This is a genomic window from Lactobacillus sp. ESL0791 (assembly GCF_029433255.1).
Lineage (GTDB): Bacteria > Bacillota > Bacilli > Lactobacillales > Lactobacillaceae > Lactobacillus.
The window spans coordinates 1,931,387-1,951,275 of record NZ_JAQTHU010000001.1; the positions used below are offsets into that span (position 1 = coordinate 1,931,387).

A 19,889-nucleotide genomic window follows, 5' to 3' on the forward strand; every position below is an offset into this window, starting at 1 on the left:
TCAACTGAAACTTTTTTTACTTAGTGCTTTAAATTAGCTGCTCTGACATATTTATTATTGCCAAGGCTGTAATAAATATGTCTGCCAATTTTTACTTTACTGCCATAAGTAGTAACCTGCCCTTTTTTAGCTAATCGTTTCGCAGTTTTAATGCCATAACGATTATAAACAATCGATCGCCGGCTTGTCAGCCGCTTCGTGCCGTCAATATTGCCCGCAACCAAGTAATGATTATTGGTCGTCAAATAATACTTGCGGCCGTTAATTATTTTGGTACCGTGAATTTTAGCAATTGAATTCTGTGCAAGAATTAAATTACCCACGCGGTTACCATTTTCGTCGTATAAGTAAGCCGGATGCCCCAGCACCTTCGACTCACCGGAATCATCAGTAGCAACACTTTCTACCTGCTCCGGCTGGTCAGCTGTTTCCGGAAAGTTATCATATTTAAGATAGCCCTGGTCGCTAATGTAATATTGCTTGCCCTTAATTTTAACGGGTGAACCGTAAGTAGCAACCTGACTGCCCGCTGTTAAGACATTGTCTTCCAGCCGCTTTCCATCTTCATCATATAAATAGGCATTGTGCGTTAACGCCCTAGTTACCGGCCGGCTATTGCCCGCTGCAAGATAGTAACCTGTTTCCTTTGATTGATAAAACTTGCGGCCGTTAATCGTTTTAACCCCGGAAGCTGTCATGCGGGAGCCCCGTTTAGCAACCAGATCATTAACACGTTGGCCTTCATCATTGTAAAAATAGGCATCATGTTTTAACAAGACTTCCGTCACCGGCAGCTCAGGTGTAGGTTTAATTATTGGTGTTGCTGCCGGATAAACCGGTGTGGAAACAGATGTTGACGCTGGCTGGACCGTTGGCTTTGCAGTTGGAACGGGTGTCGGTGCTGGCTGGACTGTTTGCGCTGCGGCCTTAACATGCAGCGGCACCTCAACAACCTGCTTAGTGCCGTCATGATAATTAACTACCACATAGGCAGCACGATCATGGTTACCTGTATCAGACTTAGAAAGATCGGGTGTGCCGCTACCATCAGCATTAGCGGCCCAAGCAAATGTTGCCCGCCCATATTTACTGGTAATCGCAGCCGTACTTGCAGGCGTTAATGCTGCCTTGGCGTTTATCGCCGTCAAGTCTTGCGGAGCATCGGCTTGCACTGTTGTTGCCTTGTCGGCACTTTGGGCACCAACAACCGCTGCCTTGACGTTGGACAAGTCAGCCGTGCTGCCGTCACTGAACTTAAGCTGCAATGTTCCTGCAGTCGTTTTCCCAGAATCCGTCACAGCTTTGACATCAGGCCTAGTTTTCCAAGTAACACCAGTAACTGCACTGGCATTCGCTAAAAATGAACTAGGATTGCTAAATTCGGCTGAGGGTTGAACATCTTTACTCGTAACCGCATGCAGCAGCAAATCTTTCGTTTGGGTTACCGTATTCTGTTCCGCAAGTCCCTTGACATGAAGCGGCACCTTAACCATCTGTTTCGAACCATCACGATACTTGATTACCACATAAACATCACGGTTAGTACCGACTTCATCCCAATGACTGAGATCAATTGCTCCCGTACCGTCGGCATTAGCGGCCCAGCTGAAAGTCGTTTTCGGAAAATTGCTGGTGATTTCACGGACTTTGCGTTTAACCAGGGCACTCTTTGCTTTTTTAGCGGTTAAACTGTCAGTATCATTAACGGCAACTTGGGTTGCCTTGCCGGTACTGACACCGCCAAAGGCATTGACCGCAATTGCCAGCGGCGCACTTTGCGTGCCATCCTTATAATAAGCAATAATATATTCGGTTTGATCATCACCGATATGTGTTGGGATGCCCGAGCCTGGTGCCCAGCCAAGATGATCAACAACATCACTGGCATCATCTAGATCATCAATCGTAATAATATTGTCAATATCATCACTATCGGTAAAGTCTGGCGGCGTCACTGTTCCCGTGTTATACACATGGGTAACAATCGCATCCCCGATTGAAATTTCATTGGCATATTTGCCTGCATAGTTTGTTCGCACGGTTAAGTTCACAGGTACATAGGCAAACGAACCGTCACCATACTGAATTTTAATCAGCGCATTGCCCTGGTTAGTGTCCGAGGTATCCTGATCGGCAACAAGCGTTCCAGACGCATCGCTGACAACACCACCAGTCACCAAATTATTACTGTTATCTAGAACCTTATTAGGCATCCACGAAATACTTGTAACGGTTTTTTGATCATTATTAATACTATCGGTTAATGCATCAAGGTCACCCACCGTTTTATCGGCATTAAGCTTGCGATCAGAAAATGTCAATAAGCTTGCTGCCGTTAACTGTTGACCGACATCACCATGCGCCGATGCCGCTTGAACAAGCGGCTGGTAGCGTTCCTTATCACTCAGCGCATACAAAACATAACTCTCGGCTGGTCTTTGATTTTGATCAGCATTAGCGTATACATTTTGCAATTGACCAAGTGTCAAAGCTGAACCCGCAGGAGAAGCAATGGTTCCACTTCTTACCGCCTTAGCATGATTATGCCCAGACCCTAGTTGGGCATTAGCGGCCCACCGCTGCTGTCCCGTTTTCAAGACAAAACGGTCGGGACTGCCAGCCTGATTAAACATGTTTTGCATATTGGTAACCTGATTGGTAGCAAACCTGCTCAGATCTAAACTTGGCAGACTGCTGGTGTACGCAAACATATTTTGCATATTAGTAACACGGCTGGTATCAAAATTAGCCAAGTCAAGCTCTGTCAGCTTACTCATGCTGCTAAACATGCTGGACATATCTGTCACCTGACTGGTATTAAAACCGGCAAGATTAAGGCTGGACAAATTAGTACCATTGAACATCCAAGCCATGCTGCGCACATTGCTGGTATCAAAATGACTAAGATCCAGACTAGTTAAGCGACTAGCACCGCTAAACATCCAGGACATGTCCGTCACCCGGTTAGTGACAAAACTGCTTAGGTCCAGCGTGCTGGCACCAATACCGGAAAACATATTAGCCATATTGGTGACATTCGCAGTATTAAAATTATGCAGCGTCAAATCGGTTAAATTATTATTATTGCTGAACATGCCCGACATATCCGTCACCTGCCGGGTATCAAAACTGCTTAAATCTAAACTGGTCCGCTTGCTGCCGTCGCTGTAAGAACTGATATTAAACATGTCAGCCATGTTAGTGACACGGCTGGTGTTAAAATGGCTTAAATCCAGATTGGTTAAATTAGGCGTATTGTTAAACATGTAGGACATGTCGGTTGTGCGGCTGGTATCAAAATGACTTAAGTCTAAGCTGGCTAGGCTCCTATCACCGCTAAAAAGCCAGCTCATATAGGTTGCTTGACTGGTATCAACATTATTTAAGCCATTAATGCCTTTTAATGACGGTAAATTAGCAAATTTTTCGCTGGAATAATTATTTAACACAACCGGAGTGTCAAATGTAATGTATTCCAAGTCAGCTGCATTTTCGCTATCAAGAATACTAGTATTCGGCGACGTAGCATTAATTGGTGTTGACGACAAGGTATTTCCGGTACTTCCTGACCGATAATGCAACGTTTTGGCAGCTGCGTCATAATTCCATTGTGCTTGACCATCGGTTCCCGATTGAGCAGTAACTGTTTGCGTAGTTGGCGCTTCTTTGGTGCTAACGTTTCCCGCTGTTTGATTTGACGTTGAATTGGTCTTGCTGGAAGTATTAGTTGCATTATTATTTTGCTTTTGTCCAGCAGATTGTGTACCTGTATTCTGCTTATTTTGTGAAGCCGTTTTGTTATTTTTTAAAAAAGCGTCTAACTGAGAATACTGGGACAAATTTGTTTTAGTCGGCTGCGCCGTGCTTTTTGATTGCGAACCTGTCTGTGCTGCTGGGGCAGTCTTCTTGTTATTGCTTTGTTCCGTTTGTTCTGTAGACGAGCCCGTATCTGCCTTCACCGTTTGGTTAGCCATTCCCACAAAAGCCAATCCCAAAAGTACCGAAACAGCGCCAACTGTCAATTTGCGAATAGCAAAACGCTCTTTCTGCGTCTGCTGTTCCATTTTTTGTAAATTACTTCTTAAATTGTTTTTACCTAGCAATATATCTTCCCCTTCTGTAATAAAAATTATAGTTGCATATTGTTTCTTAAGAATAAAGGCCCAAGTTGGCATTGTAAAGAAATATGCAGAATAATATTAAAAATATTTGTTATTATAAAAAATAACCCTAACTAAGCGCTAGAGCCATCCCATTTGATTTTAAGCTTCTATTCAACAACAGTAACAATCGTAACTTGGTAAGCGCCTGCTGGAGCCGCAACCGTTACCGTTGTCCCCGCTGTTTTTTTCATAATTGCCTGACCCAAAGGCGAATCAAACGCCATTTTGCCGTTATCAAGATCGGCTTCAAGGCGACCAACTATTTGGTAAGTTTCTACTTCTTCATCGTCAGCAAATTTGAGCTGGACGGTTTTGCCTAAATCCACCGTACCATCGGCGCTCTTCTCAACAATTTCGGCATACTTTAGCTGTTTATCCAGGTAGCGCAGCCGGCTCTGCAAGTGGCCTAAATCACGCTTGGCCTCAGTATATTCGCTGTTTTCCGACAGGTCACCCATTGAGCGTGCTTCCTGCAAAATTTTAATGCGGCGTGGGCGCTCTTTTTTCAGCTGGGCAATTTCATCTTTGATTTTTTGGTAGCCGTCTGGCGTCATCTTTTGAAAATAAACCATGCAATAAGCCTTTCACAATTACTATTCTTAATTAATTATAGTTGTCAGCGGAAAAAAGGCAACGAAGCAATTAATTTTACTAGCTGCACTCTTAATATGAACGAATTTGAACGATTTTGAACGAAAATGAATTGTTTTGAACTCTTTATTATCCACACTAATTCTTTATTGAATTCATTTTTAGCAAATTGGTATAATTTCTAAGAAGCGCTAAACTCTTGTCAGGCATGTGCGCAAAGAATCTTTGCTTGAATTTTGCCGCGATGAAACTCAAGATTGAATTGGTCATAGGAGGAAAAAACAATGAAATTTGGTGATCACTTAAAGGTGGCACGTTTAGCCAAAAATTTGACGCAGGAACAGGTTGCACATGAATTTATGTTGTCCCGGCAAACCATTTCCAACTGGGAGAATGAAAAATCCTATCCCGATATTGCCAGCCTGATTAAATTGAGTGATTATTACCAAATTTCGCTGGATGAACTATTGAAAGAAGATACGGGGATGCGGGAAAATTTAGAGAAACAGGAAGTAGTCAATAATCTGAGACCGATTAAGCGGAACTTGTTGATGGTAAATAGTATCATAATGATTTTTCTTATTGCTAGCTTGTTTGATTTTATAAAATTGGATACGCATATAAATTATTCTCTATTGTTGGTACTAACTAGTTTTATTTCGTTAACAATCACTGATCTAAACAAATTTGATCATGAAAGTAAATTAGGGCTGGAGTATCATTGGCAGAAATTTTTAACAATGCCCAAAATGATGAAAGCATTAACTTTCATCGCAACTTTAGGAATTTTATTTAGTCTGGATCTTTTTTTCATGCGGCAAATAACCAATGCAGTTAAAATGCTGGGTGTCAGTATGGGAATTTTGACAGGACTTTTAATCAAAATGTATGCTGATAAAAAATAGAGTTGAAGCCAATTTTAATATTCTGATATAATAAATTTAATAATTGAACAAAAGGAAGGACAACATATGTTAACAATCGACCATGTCAGCAAAAGCTTCGGTGAGCTGACTGCGCTAAAAGATGTGTCGTTCACGGTTGAACCTGGGCAAATTTTGGGCTTGATCGGCAAGAACGGTGCGGGGAAATCTACTCTATTTCACAGCATTTTGAACCTATTTGAATATCAAGGCAAAATCACTTGGGAAAATGAACCGATCACGCCGCAAGTTTTCGACCAAATCGGCTATCTGCCGGAAGAAAGAAGTTTGCTGCCTAACTTGACAATTGAACGCCAGATCAGTTATTTAGCAAAACTAAAGGATTTTAATGCTAATAGCAAACTAATCGACGAATGGCTGCAGCGCTTTGAGGTCAAGGGTGACCGCAAGACTAAAATTAAGTCTTTGTCAAAAGGCAACCAGCAAAAAGTGCAGCTGATCTGTACCTTGATTCACCACCCCAAACTGATTATTTTGGATGAACCGTTCAGTGGCCTTGATCCGGTCAATGCAGAGTTACTCAAGCAGGCAATTTTGAAGAGCAAGCAAGACGGAGCCGCCATTATTTTTTCAAGCCACAACATGGCCAATGTTGAAGAAGTCTGCGACCGATTAGTAATGCTTAACCTGGGTGAAACAGTACTGAACGGTTCGGTCAGCGATGTCCGCAATCAATTTGGCAAGATTAACTTATTTGTGACGACGAATTGGACAAAGGGCCAACTGAACCAGCTTCCTGGAGCTAGTCATGTCCAAGAATTATCTAAACAACATTATTTGCTGAAATTAACAGATCCAGCGGCGGGCAAAGAAATTTTTAACCAGTTGACCCAAGGTAAATATATTGAGCAATTTAGTCAGCAGCCGCTTAGTCTTGACGAAATCTTCCGCATGAAAGCAGGTAATACCAATGAGTAAATTATGGACAATTATTAGCGAAACTTATTCACGGCAAGTTAAATCATGGGGCTTTCTGTCACTTGTGATCGGACCTTTCATCATGCTGGCAGTAAGTTTAGGAATTGGTTACTTTACAGCAAATAATAACAACTCAAGTAAGCCTGAAATTGCCGTGATTAGTCAGGAACCCGCGTTACGGCAAGGGTTTATCCAGCAACAAAAGAAGCTCAAAATAAAAAAAGCGGTAACCTCAGTTACGCAAGCAAAAAAACTGACCAAAAAAGATCAGCTCCAAGGTTACCTTATTATTAATGAAAAAAACAGCAAACTGCAAGCCAAACTATACCAAGGTGACAGTGACAATGCACCGACAAGGGAAGATGTCCAGCCTAGCCTGCTTCAATTGCAGAGTACGCTCAATGTTCAATCTGCCAAGCTAACGGCAAGTCAAGTACAGAAATTACAAGCACAAGCACAACTTAAGGTTAAACAGTTAGGTGGCAAAACCGATAATAGCGAGGTCAAAGCGTTGACTTTTATGGTGATCGTCTTTGTGATGTACTTTATTCTAATTCTCTATTCATCGATTATGGCCCAAGAAATTGTCGCCGACAAAGGTCACAAAATCATTGAAATCATTTTCTCCAGCACCACCCCCGGGATTTACTTCTGCGGCAAGGTGATTGCGATTTTACTGATGATTGTCACACAGATAGCTGCTTATATAGTTCTGGGGTTTGCGGCTTGGCTGTGTTCGCAATATATTGCACCAGCGAAAAAGTGGCTGGAAACTAATCAAGGATTAATTGGTCAAATTCTCCATAACGTACTTGGCAGTATCATACTCTACATTATTTTAGGTGTGGTTGCCTATGTGATCCTAGCGGCATATTTCGGTGCTATTTCCAAATCAAGTGACAATGCTTCTAAGGCAGCACAATGGCCGACATTAATTTCAGTTGTGGCCTTTGTACTTGCCTTTGCTTATATGTCACAGCCGCATTCGTTACTGGTAAAAATTTTATCTTATGTGCCGTTATTTTCTTCATACTTCATGCCGCTGCGTCAGTTTGGCAGCCAAGTGAGTCCGTGGGAAAGTATTCTTTCCCTACTCTTATTAATCGCAGCGATTGCAGTTGTCCTTGTTTACATTTCTAAAATTTACGGCAGGCTAATGCTGCAAAACGACAACAGCTCAGGCAAGTGGAAAATATTTAAACGTAAGTAATATAGCTTAACTTCTTGCATATGCAAAATATTACATATTCAAGATTTAGGAATTGAAACAGCAATAAAACGGCAGTGGATAAAAAAGTTAGATAATAATTTATTCGAAATTAGATCTAAGGTTGGTACAAATGTTCAAAGAGCGATTTATTTTCATATTGAAAATAATCACTATATTATTACGCACGGTTTTACAAAAAAATCTCAGCGTACTCCGTTTAAAGAAATTAGACATGCAAAAAATTTACGCAGTGAATGGAGCAAAAATTATGAAAAATAAAAATATTTCATTTAATGATATGTTCAAAGATGATTTAAAAGATCCAGAATTTGTTGCTTTAGCAGAAAAAGAAGAATTAAAAGCGCAAATTGCAGATTTTCTTGTAGAAGAGAGAAAAGAAAAAACTTGACCCAAGCTGAACTATCTAAAAAAGCGAAAGTTTCATTGCGAACAATTAATAGTGCAGAAAAAGGTAACGGAAATATTAGTATCGAAACTTTCTTGAAACTTGCAAAAGCTTTAGGAAAACATGTTAGTCTGAATTTTTATTAAGATTAATAAAATATATCAGTGTTAAAAATTTATACAGTAAATGAAGCAAAAAATCGTACTACTAAATAAAAGTAATACGATTTTTTGTTTATCAACAATTAACTTTACAATCCGTTAGCTTCCATCTGCTTCAAGGTCAAATCGAGGTGCTCAATTACCCGCTCTTTGCCTAAAAGCTCCATGGCTTCGCCAATTCCTGGGCCCACCATTGATCTAGTGGTCGCAATCCGAATCGGCATAAACAAGCGGCGGCCTTTAATCCCGGTCTCTTTGCGCGTTGCCTGAACAGCATTTATAATTTGCGGTGCCGTGAAGCGCGGAATCAGATCAATTTGCTTCTTGAATTCCTCAATAACCGGCCTTGCCTCATCCTTACGGATTTCCTCAATTTCCTTTTCACTCAAATCTTTTGGTGCGGCAAAGAAAATCTTGGCTAACTCAACAATCTGCTTAGTATACGACATTTGCACAGAGTAAATATTCACCAGTTGGCGAACCCATTCCAGTTTTTCTGGACTTGGATCCTTTTCCACCATACCGGCTTCCTGCAGGTTATTCAAAGCCAAATCCAGCAAGGTATCGCGATCAGCCTTCTTAATATATTGGTTGTTAATCCATTCTAGCTTCTTGCGGTCAAACGCAGCCGGCGATTTGGATAAGCGGCTTGGATCAAACTGCTTAATCAGTTCACGCTGGCTAAAAATCTCATTTTCACCGACCGGTGACCAACCCAGCAAGGTAATGAAGTTAAACATTGCCTCCGGCAAATAGCCGAGGTCACGGTATTGCTCAATAAATTGCAAAACAGACTCGTCATGCTCGCGCTTGGATAATTTTTTCCCGGTTTCCGCATTGATAATCAGGGTCATGTGGCCAAACTTCGGCGGCTCCCAGCCCAATGCATCATAAACGGAAAGCTGCTTTGGTGTGTTTGACACATGGTCATCTCCACGTAAAACATGAGTGATCTTCATTAAGTGATCATCAACCACAACCGCAAAGTTGTAAGTCGGCATGCCATCACGTTTTTGAATGACAAAATCGCCACCGATGGTATCGGATTCAAAACTCATGTGTCCCTTAACGATATCGTCCCAGGAATAAGTTACCATTTCTGGAATATGGATCCGGACAACCGGAATCAAACCTTTCGCACGAGCCTTATCTTGAGCCTGTTTGATTTCATCAGCGGTCATGCCCTCATATTCATAAATATAGTGCGGCGCAACGCCCATTGCACGCTGCTCTTCGCGCTGCTCATCCAATTCCTCTTCGGTTTTAAAGGAATAGTAAGCCTTGCCTTCATCAAGCAATTGCTGGATGTACTTATTATAAATATCTTTACGCTCAGATTGACGGTAAGGGCCGTAAGCGCCGCCCTTATCGGGGCCTTCGTCCCAATCAATCCCCAGCCAATGCAGGTTGTCAATTTGCGACTGCGAACCGCCCTCAACGTTACGCTTCTGGTCGGTATCCTCGATTCTTAAAACAAGTGTGCCCTTGTTATGACGAGCAAATAAGTAGTTAAAAAGTGCAGTACGTGCATTACCAATGTGCAGGTAGCCAGTTGGACTTGGCGCATACCTTACACGAATTTTTTCTTTAGCCAAAATTCTTGCCTCTTTCAATAGTAAAATTAAACAATTTAAGTTTACCCGTTATAGCAGAAAAGTTCAATTTTTCCTAGCCGAAAACTAACTTTAATGCTTGGGGAATACTGGAAACGGGGATGACATCAATCCCCAAATTCTGCAGGCTGGGGTGCATATTATGTTTAGGAATATAAATATGCTCAAACCCGGTTTTTGCCGCTTCCTTAATTCGTGCCTGTATTTGGTTGACCCGGCGAACCTCGCCTGTTAAGCCAACTTCGCCAACAAAGCAGGTTGTCGCGGGAATTTCTTTATTGCGGTAACTGGATGCAATTGCCATCACGACGGCTAAGTCAACTGCCGGTTCATTCAAGCGAATACCGCCCGTAGCCGTCAAATAAACATCCTGATTCTGCAGCATCAGGTTGCCGCGCTTTTCCAGCACTGCCAGCAGCAAAGCCGCACGGTTATAGTCAATGCCCGAGGTTGTCCGCTTGGCATAGCCAAAAGCCGTCGGTGTCACCAGCGCCTGAATTTCTGCCAGCAGCGGCCGCGTTCCTTCAAGCGAAACCACAACGGACGAGCCGGTTGACTTCGGCAGGCGCTCATCAAGGAAAATTGCCGACGGATTGGTAACTTCCTTCAATCCTTCATTGACCATCTCAAACATGCCAATTTCATTGGCGGCCCCGAAGCGGTTTTTAACCGAATGCAGAATCCGGTAGGAATGGTGTTCATCCCCCTCAAAATAAAGAACCGTATCCACCATGTGCTCCATGATTTTTGGGCCGGCAATCGCGCCTTCCTTAGTCACGTGCCCGATAACAAAAATTGTGATGGCATTCATCTTGGCAATTTTCATCAGTTCACTGGTCACTTCCCGCACCTGGGAAGCGGAACCGGTCATCGAATCCAGACTGGGTTCATTCATGGTCTGAATTGAATCAATCACAACAAAATCCGGCTGCAGGTCATCAATCTGCTGTCGGATATCGTGCATGTCCGTTTCCGGATAGAGCAGCATATCGCTGGTACCCAAGCCCAGACGGTCGGCCCGCAGCTTGATCTGATTGGCAGATTCCTCTCCAGAAACGTAGAGCACCTTAAATTTTTGCGCCAAGCCGCTCATAATCTGCAGCATTAAGGTCGACTTGCCGATTCCGGGGTCACCACCAATTAAAACCAGCGAGCCGGGTACGATGCCGCCGCCAAGCACGCGATTTAATTCTTCCGATTTAGTTTTGATCCGCGCTTCCTTTTCCGCCTTAACTGCATCAAGCTTAACCGGCTCATTAACCCCCGTCTTCTTAATCAAACGGCTGGGACTGGCCTTGCTCGACCGCACCTGAACCTCTTCCGTTTCCTTTTCAAACTGGTTCCATGCACCACAGTTGGGGCACCGCCCCAAGTAGCTTGCCGAAATATACCCGCAGGAGCGGCATTTGTATTTAGTTTTAACCCGTGCCATTGCGTCTCCTTACCTGTTAGTCGAACCAAAGCCATTGACGCGTTTGCGGCCAATGGCTTGGTCATCATCGGTTTTCAAATATTTAACAAAAATTCCTTGGGCAATGCGGTCACCTTTTTTAATCCGCATCGGCCGCACGCCATAATTAAGGATGGCAACAAAAATTGCCCCCTCATTGTTTTCGTTATTGTAATAATCGCTGTCAATCACACCAATACCGTTAGGCAAATTTAGGTGCCGTTTGACAACATTTGACGAGCGGTTAGCCAAGATCAGCACCTCATCTTCCGGCATGTAGGCCTTAATTCCGGTTGGCACCAAAACCGGCTGCAGCAGCTGCTCGGCCAATTCGTAATCTTTTTCATATAGCTGGTGTCCATTTCTAATCATCCGAAAAATCCGCACAAAATTCAACTGCCAAATGCTGGGAATAATAATATCTTCTGCCGCCGCCAAATCGTAGCCGGCACTGGCAAGTGTTTGCCGCTGCGGCAAATTCAAGTCCTGGTTCTGATATTTAGAAACTATTTCAAATCCACGTGTTTTAGCCATTTTTAACTCCTTTAGTTGCTAAATATCATTCTACAATATTTTTTAATTATTTTAGCGAAAATCTTCTATAATGAAATACGAAAAAGAATTAATTATTTTTTAAAAAGGAAAAATTATGTTTAGTATCGATGACCCCCACCAATTTTTTGAAGAATACGATGACGATGATGTCTTAATCTGCCGCTGGACGATGGACAAGATAAAACGAAAAGATGGAGAAGTTTGGGTGATGAACCATTTCTTCATTAACCCCAGTTATGAGAAAAAGCAGCAGGAAGTGTTAGCACACCGTATGGAAACAGCCCTCTTAATTGCCAAGGAATCAAAAATTAAGATTTGGCCGCTCGATCCAATGATAATTGCTTATTTTTCCAAGCATCCAAAATTTGATAAATATTGGTATCACAAGCCATACTGATCTGAACCCCGAAGTTAAGACAAATTAATAGGAGTTTAGCATAAATGAAAGCGCTACACAATAACAGCTGGCGACTTCTATGACAATTGGTAAGGATGAATAATCGGTTCCAATGACCAGCCCTGCAGTAATCCAGTTAACTGTTTAGCTGATAGTTCCCGCACAGCATCTTGATTGCTCGGCCATTGCAAACGACCATTCTCATAGCGCTTATAACAGTAGGAAGCCATCATTTTCCCATAGTAAGCCTTTAAAGCGATCTTTACGCGTGCCGCAAAACAAAAATAAGCTACTACAATAAGGATCCAGTTTAAATTGATTCTGGACAACCGTAATTAGTCCATCAATTCCCTTGCTGGGCGCACGCATACAAAAAGAGACAATCCAAAAATTGTCTCTTTCTTAATCTATCCTAGCCAGTTCTCATCAACATTCTTTGCATTAATATATTCACCAGTATCAACAGCATAGTAGGTCTTACCATTAATCTGAATTGAACCATGAGTTTGAATAATTGACCCCGACTTCAGGATCAAACTATTTGCACGTTGACCTTTCTCATCATAAAGATAGGTGTTCTTCTTCAAACGCATCCGGCTACCGGTTGTTGACAGGCTGCCCTTATTTAAGCCCGGAAGCGTTGTGTCCGGAGTTGGTGGGAAACTATCTTTACTAATGTACCTATTCTTGCCAATTGAGTAATATTCCTTACCCTTGATCAAAATTGGTGCGCCATAAGTCTTAACCGTGGTTCCCGCGTGCTTAACAGTCTTGAGCTTCTTACCTTTCTTGCTATATACATTGGCAGCCTGCACAAGGTTTCGCTCTGCTGGTTTATCATTACCTGCAGCTAAATAGTAATCGGCATCTTTCGTCAGATAAAATTCACGACCATTAATAAGCTTAGTACCATACGTAGTTACAGTAGAACCTGCTTTCAATGTGATGCCATTAGCCCGTTTACCATCAGCACCATAAATATAAGCATTATGCTTTAAGGTTATATCCTTTGTAACAGCATTCCCAACATTAATATTGATTGGAATTGAAGCCGTAGAACCATCTGGGTAAGTTACATTAATAAAGTGGTATCCCTTATCGCCTTGGCTGTTGGTGTTAGGCAAAGTATTGTCGCCCCAGCTTGCAGTTGTTCCAGCCGGTACAGATGCACTAGCAGCAGCGTTATTTGCAACTTGTTGATCATTACCAATGTCGGTATATTGCGGAACCCCAATGTTTCCTGGATGAGTTACATCATCATAAATACCAGGCTTGGGTTGGGCAATGACTTGAATTGATATCGGCATTAGTTTACATGAGCCATCTGCATAACTTACTTTAACATAAGCAGATTGTGTACCTACCTCTGTAAGCGTAGGCCCAGGATTGGGTATTCCGGTAGCATCAGTCCAAACAACGTTTGTTATGTTCTTATCCTGACTTATGGCATTAACTTTCATATTGGCTAAAAGACTTGTGTTTTTAGCATTTGGATAAGTTTGCCGGTTCAAACTGCCCACCGGACTACAACTTTCCATACTGTTAATCTTTATAGGAACTGAGCCCACTGTTTCTTCAGCACCATCAGCATAGTGAATAATCACGTCTGCAGGCAATACTGCAGGATTATCACCAGTAGTACTACCACTTTCTACTTTGCTACTATCCCATAATGGCTTAAACTTTTCTGAAGTAGCATACTTTCTGATAGTAAAGTAAACCCCATCAGTTTCAGGAACACCGGTTAAACTGATGTAACTCCCAGGAACACTATTTGTATCAAATCTCTTATCTAACGCGATCACATCTGTACTGCTATTAAAAGCCTGAGCACTTGGTTTAATTGTAGCTGCTTGGACTTTAAATTGCACACGTACATAGACAGATGAACCATCACCAAAATCAACTTTAATTAGTCCCTCCGGTGGTGTTGGTGTACTAGTTGTAATACTACTATGATTAAGAGTACCTGCTGTATCAGTTACTACTCCAGTTGACGAAGACGGTTCCGTAATCGCATAATCGTCGTTACTACCAGCAGACAATGCTTTATTAGGTACCCAGTTAACCCCAGTAATAGTTTTGTTACTTTGCAACAAAAGGTCATCTAAACCTTTAAGCTGAGCACCAGTGTATTGTTTGGGAACCGAGGTAATCGGATCACTTTCCGTAAATATCAGTGAATTTAATTTATTTTCCAATGAATCAATTTTACGTTGATCAGTATGAACCGTTAAAGTTAACTTACTTGGAATAAATGTTTTATTATCCGGTCCTTGATCAAAAATTACGTAAGTCTTGTTGGCTGGAGCACTACCCGAACTATAAATGCTTTGTAAAGCACTAAAATCTGGGTTAGGTAAATATACTTGACCCGACGGATCAGAAATAGTTCCCGTTCCCAGCTCACGTATATAACCTCTGTATCCTGTTCCAGTGACATAGCTTCCCAATCCAGAACCTGTCCCTAGCTTAACATTATGTCCAAGAGTTAAAACAAACCTATCTTCATCTCCAGCATTAGTTAGCATATCAGTTGTGGTTGGATTTTGCGTAAATTTGAGTGGTGTAAGATCTAGTTCCTTTAATTTAGTAGTGCCATTGAACATATTTGCCATCGTAGTTACGTGAGAAGTATCTAAATTATTAAGACCTACTATACTAGATAAATTTTCGTAGTCTGCGTCAGCTCCTGCAAACATTGAAGATACATCAAGTAAACCTGGGTTATTGCTAAAACCATTGCCCAAAGTTATCTTTTTAACAGTAGAACCTTGGAACATGCCAGCCATCGTAGTTACGTGAGAAGTATTGAAATTGCTAAGATCCAAATTCTCATTAGCACCAGTTGACGCAAACATGTTAGACATATCCGTGACACCTGAAGTATTGAATTGATTTAATCCATTTATTTCAGTCAAAGCACCATCATTATTAAACATGGAATCCATTTTTGTTACCCTAGATGTAACAAACTGATTACCAAAGGTGATCTTTTTTAAATTTCCATCACCATCAAACATGTTTGACATAATAACGCTTGAAGAAGGATTAATGGTTGTTGAAAAATTCCTTAAATCTAATTCTTTAAGAGAGCTGTTCATATAAAACATACGAGACATAGTTCGCACACTTTGAGCATTAAAGGAAATATTATCCACTTTTTCCAAATTAGTATCATCTGCAAACATACTATCAAAAGATTCTACATCATCTGTCTTAAAGCCATTAAAATCTAACGTCGTCAATACTGGATCTTCTGCAAACAAATACGAAAAGCCCATAGTGCCGCCAGATCCATCATGCTTAATATGATTCAATCCACGAATTTCTTTCAATCCTTGTAAATTGCCAAACACACCATAATGATTCGGCACTGTACTAGGGGGAATTATAGGAAGATCCCCAATATGATCTTGTTTAAGCTTAATATCTGAATTTATATCTATATACTGTATATTATCAGCTTCATTACCTAATACATTAGATTGAGACAAAAATTCATAAAGTGTACTATCAAGAGCATTAGTATTATTAGAACTCCCACCATTAATAATTAAAATTTTAGTAATATTTGAGTATTGCAGTTTCCAATCACCATAATCAGTCAAATTATCCAATGATTGCGTACCAGCTGTATGAATAGCTGCCGTAATCATCGCACCAATAGTTGTTTTGGCATCGGTCAAATCAAACAAACTTACCTTTAAGGTTTCATCATTCGTATTAACAAAATGATTATATTTATTTAACACCTCCTTGCCATGCGTAATCGCAATGCTCACTGCTTGTTGCTGGTCCGCTGTAGCTTGTTTATATGGTTCTGTCTTGACAAAATCATCGCCCTTGCCAATTTCTGTCTGTAAATCTGTTGCAGCATTAGCTAAATCTTCAGCACTATCAGTTTGCATTTTACCTGAACCATTATCTTGTTTTTGACTTGTATTTTCAGTTTCAGAAGAAGCATTAGAGCTTTGGCCCTGTGTTGGTTCCGTTCTTTCTGAACTACGCAAGAAACTATGTAATCCAGAATAAGTAGTTATATCTGTTTTTGACTTGTCATTATTGGAAACTTTAACACTCGTTGCAATTTTCTTGTCTTGATTACTGGTTTCAGTACTTGTTTCTTGACCATTTGAATCAATTGTATCAGCCTTTGCAATTTGCCCGCTGGCAGCCACAAAGCTGAACCCCAGCAGGACTGAAGCAGCACCAATTGCAAGCTTACGGATTGAAAAACGATCCTGCTTGTCTTCCATCGACATTTTCCTTAGGCGTTCGGTTTGATTATTTTTACTAGTCATCAAATTATCCTCTCTTCACATTCCGCACATCAACATACATATTGTTGCCTAGATCGTAGTATTGCTGATTACCAATTGTCTTAGTTCCACGAGTTTGAATAATCGAACCAGCACTCAAAACTACTTCATTTGCCCGATCTAACTTGTCAGTGTAAACAAAGGCATTCTTCTTTAACTGTCTTTGAACTACGCCATCTGCCAAATCTTGTTTGGTTAATCTAGGAACAACCCATTCCGGTGTTGGCGGGAAGTTTACTTTGCGCATGTAACGTCTATGACCAATTGCATAATACTCCTTGCCCTTAATCACAACCGGAATACCATAAGTCTGAATCTGTTCGCCCTTGAACCTCTTTGCACTAACGACCTTCTTGCCTTTAATGTTATAAGTCATAGCATTCTTATTCAGCTTCCGTATTACCGGCTTATCGTTACCAGCAGCGATATAATAAGCAGCATCTTTAGTCAAGTAGAACTTACGTCCATCAATTACTCTTGTACCGTAAACTGTTACGATTGACCCAGTTTTCAAACTAATACCATTTGCACGCTCACCATATTCGTTATAGAGATAGGCATTATGCTTCAACTTGATGTCTTGCGTTATTGGATCACCAATTGTGACATTGACTGGAATGTTTGCAACTGAACCATCCGGGGAAGTAACAATCACAAAAGCTGTCGCCTTAGTACCCTTGGTGTAAGTATCCGGCAGTTTACTTTGATCCCAAGCAAAGGTTGTACCTTTTGGCAAGTTAGTACCCAAAGCAACATTAGCAGCCAAAGTTTGATCATTTACCAAATCAGAATATTGAGGAATCTCAATTTCGGCTACAGTTTGTCTGCCTTGTGTTATTTCCTTCACCAACTGATCAGCATGACTAGTTGGTGGTGTAGGTCTAACATTTGCATTAACTGCAACATTGTTATTCTGTGAGCCATCTTTATATCCTATTTTAAAAGATGCTGGCTTAGAATCCGGACTAAATGTCGGATTACCATTCCATTCAATGGTGTTAAAATCAATGTTAGCAGCATCTGGTTCTGCTTTAAGATTTTTAATAATACCATCCAAAACAGAAATTGGTGATTCACCTGAATAGATTCCTTTTAAATTAAATCCGTTTTTAGCTGGACTAGATTTGGCCATGCTTTGAATTTTAAAATCAGGAACATCAAAATCCTGAATGCCACCATTCTTATAGTGAATTCTTACCATAGCATGCACTGGGTAATCAACATCAGAGTCTATACCATGCCAAGTAGCATTTAAATCAGCGTAAACTTTGTTATTATTATTATCTATTATGTCATTATCGAAAGAGTCTTTTTGTGGTACATTACTTGACACCGTATAATAATCTACTTGATCAGGAGAAATTTCATTGAGATCAACATAGCTTGCAAGTGCACTATCAGTGCCAAATTTAGTTTCGGGTACTGTACCTTGTGAAATCGGATCCAAGCTACTATTAAATGCTTTCCATTTATCTGATGTAGATGGCCTAGCCTCTTTTACGATAAAGTTAACGTGTACATAAACAAACGATCCATCTGTATAACTAACCTTAACTAGACCTTGAAGACCATTTGTAAAAGTAACTGGATTCGAGGGATCATTAGTATTAGTTCCTTTATTAGCATCATTAAGATCTATATAATAGCCATTAATATTCCCTGTATTATCGATTAAGACTGATTTAATGACATCACCTTCAACATTTTCAAGTTCATCTTCAGTCCTAGAATAAATAGTACTAGAAGAACTAAATTGCTTATCAGCAACCCAATCTATGGAAGAAATAACACCATTACCCTTTAAAACTTGAGCAGTAACTTCATTGGATGACGAATCAGTAAACTTTAATTTATCATAAGCATTCGGATCAACTTTAGTCTGATGATTAACCAGATCTATTTGCAATTCTTCTGGCGTGTATGTATCAGTATCTGAAGCAGCATTAGACATAATATAGCTATCAGTAGGGCCACCACTGTTATAAGCATCTTGCAATTGACTAGTAGTCAGCACTTGACCATCACTAACACGCTTAATGTAACCTCTGTTAGTACCAAGACCTGCATCAGCAGCAGAAGGAAATTGCATACCACGGAGACTTAATTTGAAGTCTTTTGCTATCCCTGTATTAAGAAACATACCAGTAAATGTATCAGCTCCGGCCATTGAGAAATTAGTGAGATCTAGTTCTTTCAGAGCGGCATCATTAGCAAATAAGCCTGTAAGAGCAGCACCGCTTGGAACATTTACTTTATCTAAACCAGTAATAGTTTCTACATTTGTTAATCCACCAAACATACCATTACTGCCTGCAGTATGATTATCAAGCGTTATTTCTGAGCCAATAACAATTTTCTTAATTTCTGGATTTACATTTACGGAATCTGCAAGTATTCCAGAACCATTTTTCTTATCTGTACCACCAACACCTGTAATAGTTAAAGTGTCACCAGAATATTCTAAATTCCAATGATTAAAGAGATCTTGAGCACTTACAGTATTTGTAGCCGCCGTAATCATTGCTCCAATTGTTATTTTGGCATCAGTTAAATCAAATAAACTGACCTTAGACGCTTCATCATTTGTAGCGACAAAATTATTGTACTTATCTAATACCACTTGTCCTTGTGAAATTGCATCTGTCACAGCCTGCTGTTTATCTGCTGTTGCTTGTTGATATGCCGTAGTAGTTACAAAATTATGGCCTTTGCCGATTTCTATTTGCAAATCACTAGCAGCATTAGCCAGGTCTACGGCACTTTCGGAACCTTGCTCATTTGAGTCCTCTTTTTGTTCCGATTTAGCAGCAATTTTATTGGTTTGCGTTTGCTCAGTATCATCTCGCAAAAAGCTATGCAGGCCTGAATAAGTAGTTACATCTGCTTTTGCATTATTTCCAGCATCAGTTGCAGTTTTCTGATCTTTTGAAATGGTTGTACTTTCAGTCCCCTGTTTATTTGTGTTTGTACTTGAAGCTTGACCACTAGGCTCAGCCGTATCGGCTTTAGCCATTTGACCATTAGCGGCCATAAAACTAAAGCCAAGCAAGACTGAAACCGCACCAATAGCTAATTTACGAATAGAAAAATGATCATTTTTATTTTCCATCATTGTTTTATGTAGCCGTTCGTTTAAATTGTTTTTTCCTATCATCAAAA

General features: G+C 40.6%; 16 protein-coding genes. 7 read left to right on the plus strand and 9 right to left on the minus strand.

Annotated elements, in window-relative coordinates:
- Window positions 1-20: 20 nt before the first annotated feature.
- The gene (locus PT285_RS09370; RefSeq protein ID WP_277149967.1) at window positions 21-4,064 is read right to left on the minus strand and encodes a BspA family leucine-rich repeat surface protein; all 4,044 of its coding nucleotides are present in this window, start codon (window positions 4,062-4,064) and stop codon (window positions 21-23) included.
- Window positions 4,065-4,270: 206 nt separating this feature from the next.
- Entirely contained in the window at window positions 4,271-4,735 is a 465-nt protein-coding gene (gene greA, locus PT285_RS09375) for a transcription elongation factor GreA (RefSeq protein ID WP_277149969.1), read from the minus strand.
- Between the two features lie 303 nt (window positions 4,736-5,038).
- Here greA and PT285_RS09380 point away from each other — a divergent pair, with 303 nt between their 5' ends.
- The 6 genes from PT285_RS09380 (at window position 5,039) to PT285_RS11460 (ending at window position 8,378) form a co-directional block, all read left to right on the plus strand.
- The gene (locus PT285_RS09380; RefSeq protein ID WP_277149971.1) at window positions 5,039-5,659 is read left to right on the plus strand and encodes a helix-turn-helix domain-containing protein; all 621 of its coding nucleotides are present in this window, start codon (window positions 5,039-5,041) and stop codon (window positions 5,657-5,659) included.
- A 66-nt stretch (window positions 5,660-5,725) separates the two neighbouring features.
- Window positions 5,726-6,616, plus strand: a complete 891-nt coding sequence (locus PT285_RS09385; RefSeq protein ID WP_277149973.1) for an ABC transporter ATP-binding protein — start codon at window positions 5,726-5,728, stop codon at window positions 6,614-6,616.
- The gene (locus PT285_RS09390; protein ID WP_277149975.1) at window positions 6,609-7,826 is read left to right on the plus strand and encodes an ABC transporter permease; all 1,218 of its coding nucleotides are present in this window, start codon (window positions 6,609-6,611) and stop codon (window positions 7,824-7,826) included. The genes PT285_RS09385 and PT285_RS09390 overlap by 8 nt, the downstream gene beginning before the upstream one ends.
- A gap of 18 nt (window positions 7,827-7,844) precedes the next feature.
- Complete coding sequence (locus PT285_RS09395) at window positions 7,845-8,105, plus strand: type II toxin-antitoxin system RelE/ParE family toxin (protein ID WP_374211492.1); 261 nt, start codon at window positions 7,845-7,847, stop codon at window positions 8,103-8,105.
- Window positions 8,095-8,235 (plus strand): hypothetical protein, encoded by a 141-nt coding sequence (locus PT285_RS09400; RefSeq protein ID WP_277149977.1) that lies wholly within the window; start codon window positions 8,095-8,097, stop codon window positions 8,233-8,235. Before PT285_RS09395 ends, PT285_RS09400 begins: the two co-directional genes overlap by 11 nt.
- A 35-nt stretch (window positions 8,236-8,270) precedes the next feature.
- A complete protein-coding gene (locus tag PT285_RS11460) occupies window positions 8,271-8,378 on the plus strand; it encodes a helix-turn-helix domain-containing protein (protein ID WP_374211493.1) in 108 nt (35 codons plus the stop codon).
- Between the two features lie 104 nt (window positions 8,379-8,482).
- Here PT285_RS11460 and gltX read toward each other — a convergent pair whose 3' ends face one another.
- From gltX to PT285_RS09415, 3 genes are all read right to left on the minus strand, one after another.
- Entirely contained in the window at window positions 8,483-9,988 is a 1,506-nt protein-coding gene (gene gltX / locus PT285_RS09405) for a glutamate--tRNA ligase (protein WP_277149979.1), read from the minus strand.
- 73 nt (window positions 9,989-10,061) lie between these two features.
- Window positions 10,062-11,438, minus strand: coding sequence for a DNA repair protein RadA (gene radA, locus PT285_RS09410; RefSeq protein WP_277149981.1), 1,377 nt, complete (start codon window positions 11,436-11,438; stop codon window positions 10,062-10,064).
- Between the two features lie 9 nt (window positions 11,439-11,447).
- Complete coding sequence (locus PT285_RS09415; RefSeq protein WP_277149983.1) at window positions 11,448-11,990, minus strand: dUTP diphosphatase; 543 nt, start codon at window positions 11,988-11,990, stop codon at window positions 11,448-11,450.
- Between the two features lie 115 nt (window positions 11,991-12,105).
- On the opposite strand from PT285_RS09415, the gene PT285_RS09420 reads away from it, so the two are divergent.
- Window positions 12,106-12,408 carry a hypothetical protein gene (locus PT285_RS09420; RefSeq protein WP_277149986.1) on the plus strand — a complete coding sequence of 101 codons (303 nt, stop codon included), beginning with the start codon at window positions 12,106-12,108 and terminating at the stop codon, window positions 12,406-12,408.
- Window positions 12,409-12,485: 77 nt separating this feature from the next.
- Here PT285_RS09420 and tnpB (PT285_RS09425) read toward each other — a convergent pair whose 3' ends face one another.
- The 4 genes from tnpB (PT285_RS09425) to PT285_RS09440 are packed head-to-tail and all read right to left on the minus strand — an operon-like array spanning window position 12,486 to window position 19,884.
- Complete coding sequence (gene tnpB / locus PT285_RS09425) at window positions 12,486-12,638, minus strand: IS66 family insertion sequence element accessory protein TnpB (RefSeq protein WP_277149988.1); 153 nt, start codon at window positions 12,636-12,638, stop codon at window positions 12,486-12,488.
- Window positions 12,619-12,777 (minus strand): IS66 family insertion sequence element accessory protein TnpB, encoded by a 159-nt coding sequence (gene tnpB / locus PT285_RS09430; protein ID WP_277149989.1) that lies wholly within the window; start codon window positions 12,775-12,777, stop codon window positions 12,619-12,621. The genes tnpB (PT285_RS09425) and tnpB (PT285_RS09430) overlap by 20 nt, the downstream gene beginning before the upstream one ends.
- A gap of 38 nt (window positions 12,778-12,815) precedes the next feature.
- A complete protein-coding gene (locus tag PT285_RS09435) occupies window positions 12,816-16,712 on the minus strand; it encodes an SLAP domain-containing protein (protein WP_277149992.1) in 3,897 nt (1,298 codons plus the stop codon).
- Window positions 16,713-16,716: 4 nt separating this feature from the next.
- Complete coding sequence (locus PT285_RS09440) at window positions 16,717-19,884, minus strand: SLAP domain-containing protein (RefSeq protein WP_277149994.1); 3,168 nt, start codon at window positions 19,882-19,884, stop codon at window positions 16,717-16,719.
- Window positions 19,885-19,889: the final 5 nt, after the last annotated feature.

Excerpts from the sequence above, each read along its gene's own strand:
- PT285_RS09370 (WP_277149967.1), bottom strand. The coding sequence starts at position 4,064 with ATGGAACAGCAGACGCAGAAAGAGCGTTTTGCTATTCGCAAATTGACA.
- greA (WP_277149969.1), bottom strand. The coding sequence starts at position 4,735 with ATGGTTTATTTTCAAAAGATGACGCCAGACGGCTACCAAAAAATCAAA.
- PT285_RS09380 (WP_277149971.1), top strand. The coding sequence starts at position 5,039 with ATGAAATTTGGTGATCACTTAAAGGTGGCACGTTTAGCCAAAAATTTG.
- PT285_RS09385 (WP_277149973.1), top strand. The coding sequence starts at position 5,726 with ATGTTAACAATCGACCATGTCAGCAAAAGCTTCGGTGAGCTGACTGCG.
- PT285_RS09390 (WP_277149975.1), top strand. The coding sequence starts at position 6,609 with ATGAGTAAATTATGGACAATTATTAGCGAAACTTATTCACGGCAAGTT.
- PT285_RS09400 (WP_277149977.1), top strand. The coding sequence starts at position 8,095 with ATGAAAAATAAAAATATTTCATTTAATGATATGTTCAAAGATGATTTA.
- radA (WP_277149981.1), bottom strand. The coding sequence starts at position 11,438 with ATGGCACGGGTTAAAACTAAATACAAATGCCGCTCCTGCGGGTATATT.
- PT285_RS09415 (WP_277149983.1), bottom strand. The coding sequence starts at position 11,990 with ATGGCTAAAACACGTGGATTTGAAATAGTTTCTAAATATCAGAACCAG.
- PT285_RS09420 (WP_277149986.1), top strand. The coding sequence starts at position 12,106 with ATGTTTAGTATCGATGACCCCCACCAATTTTTTGAAGAATACGATGAC.
- tnpB (WP_277149988.1), bottom strand. The coding sequence starts at position 12,638 with ATGGCTTCCTACTGTTATAAGCGCTATGAGAATGGTCGTTTGCAATGG.
- tnpB (WP_277149989.1), bottom strand. The coding sequence starts at position 12,777 with ATGCGTGCGCCCAGCAAGGGAATTGATGGACTAATTACGGTTGTCCAG.
- PT285_RS09435 (WP_277149992.1), bottom strand. The coding sequence starts at position 16,712 with ATGACTAGTAAAAATAATCAAACCGAACGCCTAAGGAAAATGTCGATG.
- PT285_RS09440 (WP_277149994.1), bottom strand. The coding sequence starts at position 19,884 with ATGATAGGAAAAAACAATTTAAACGAACGGCTACATAAAACAATGATG.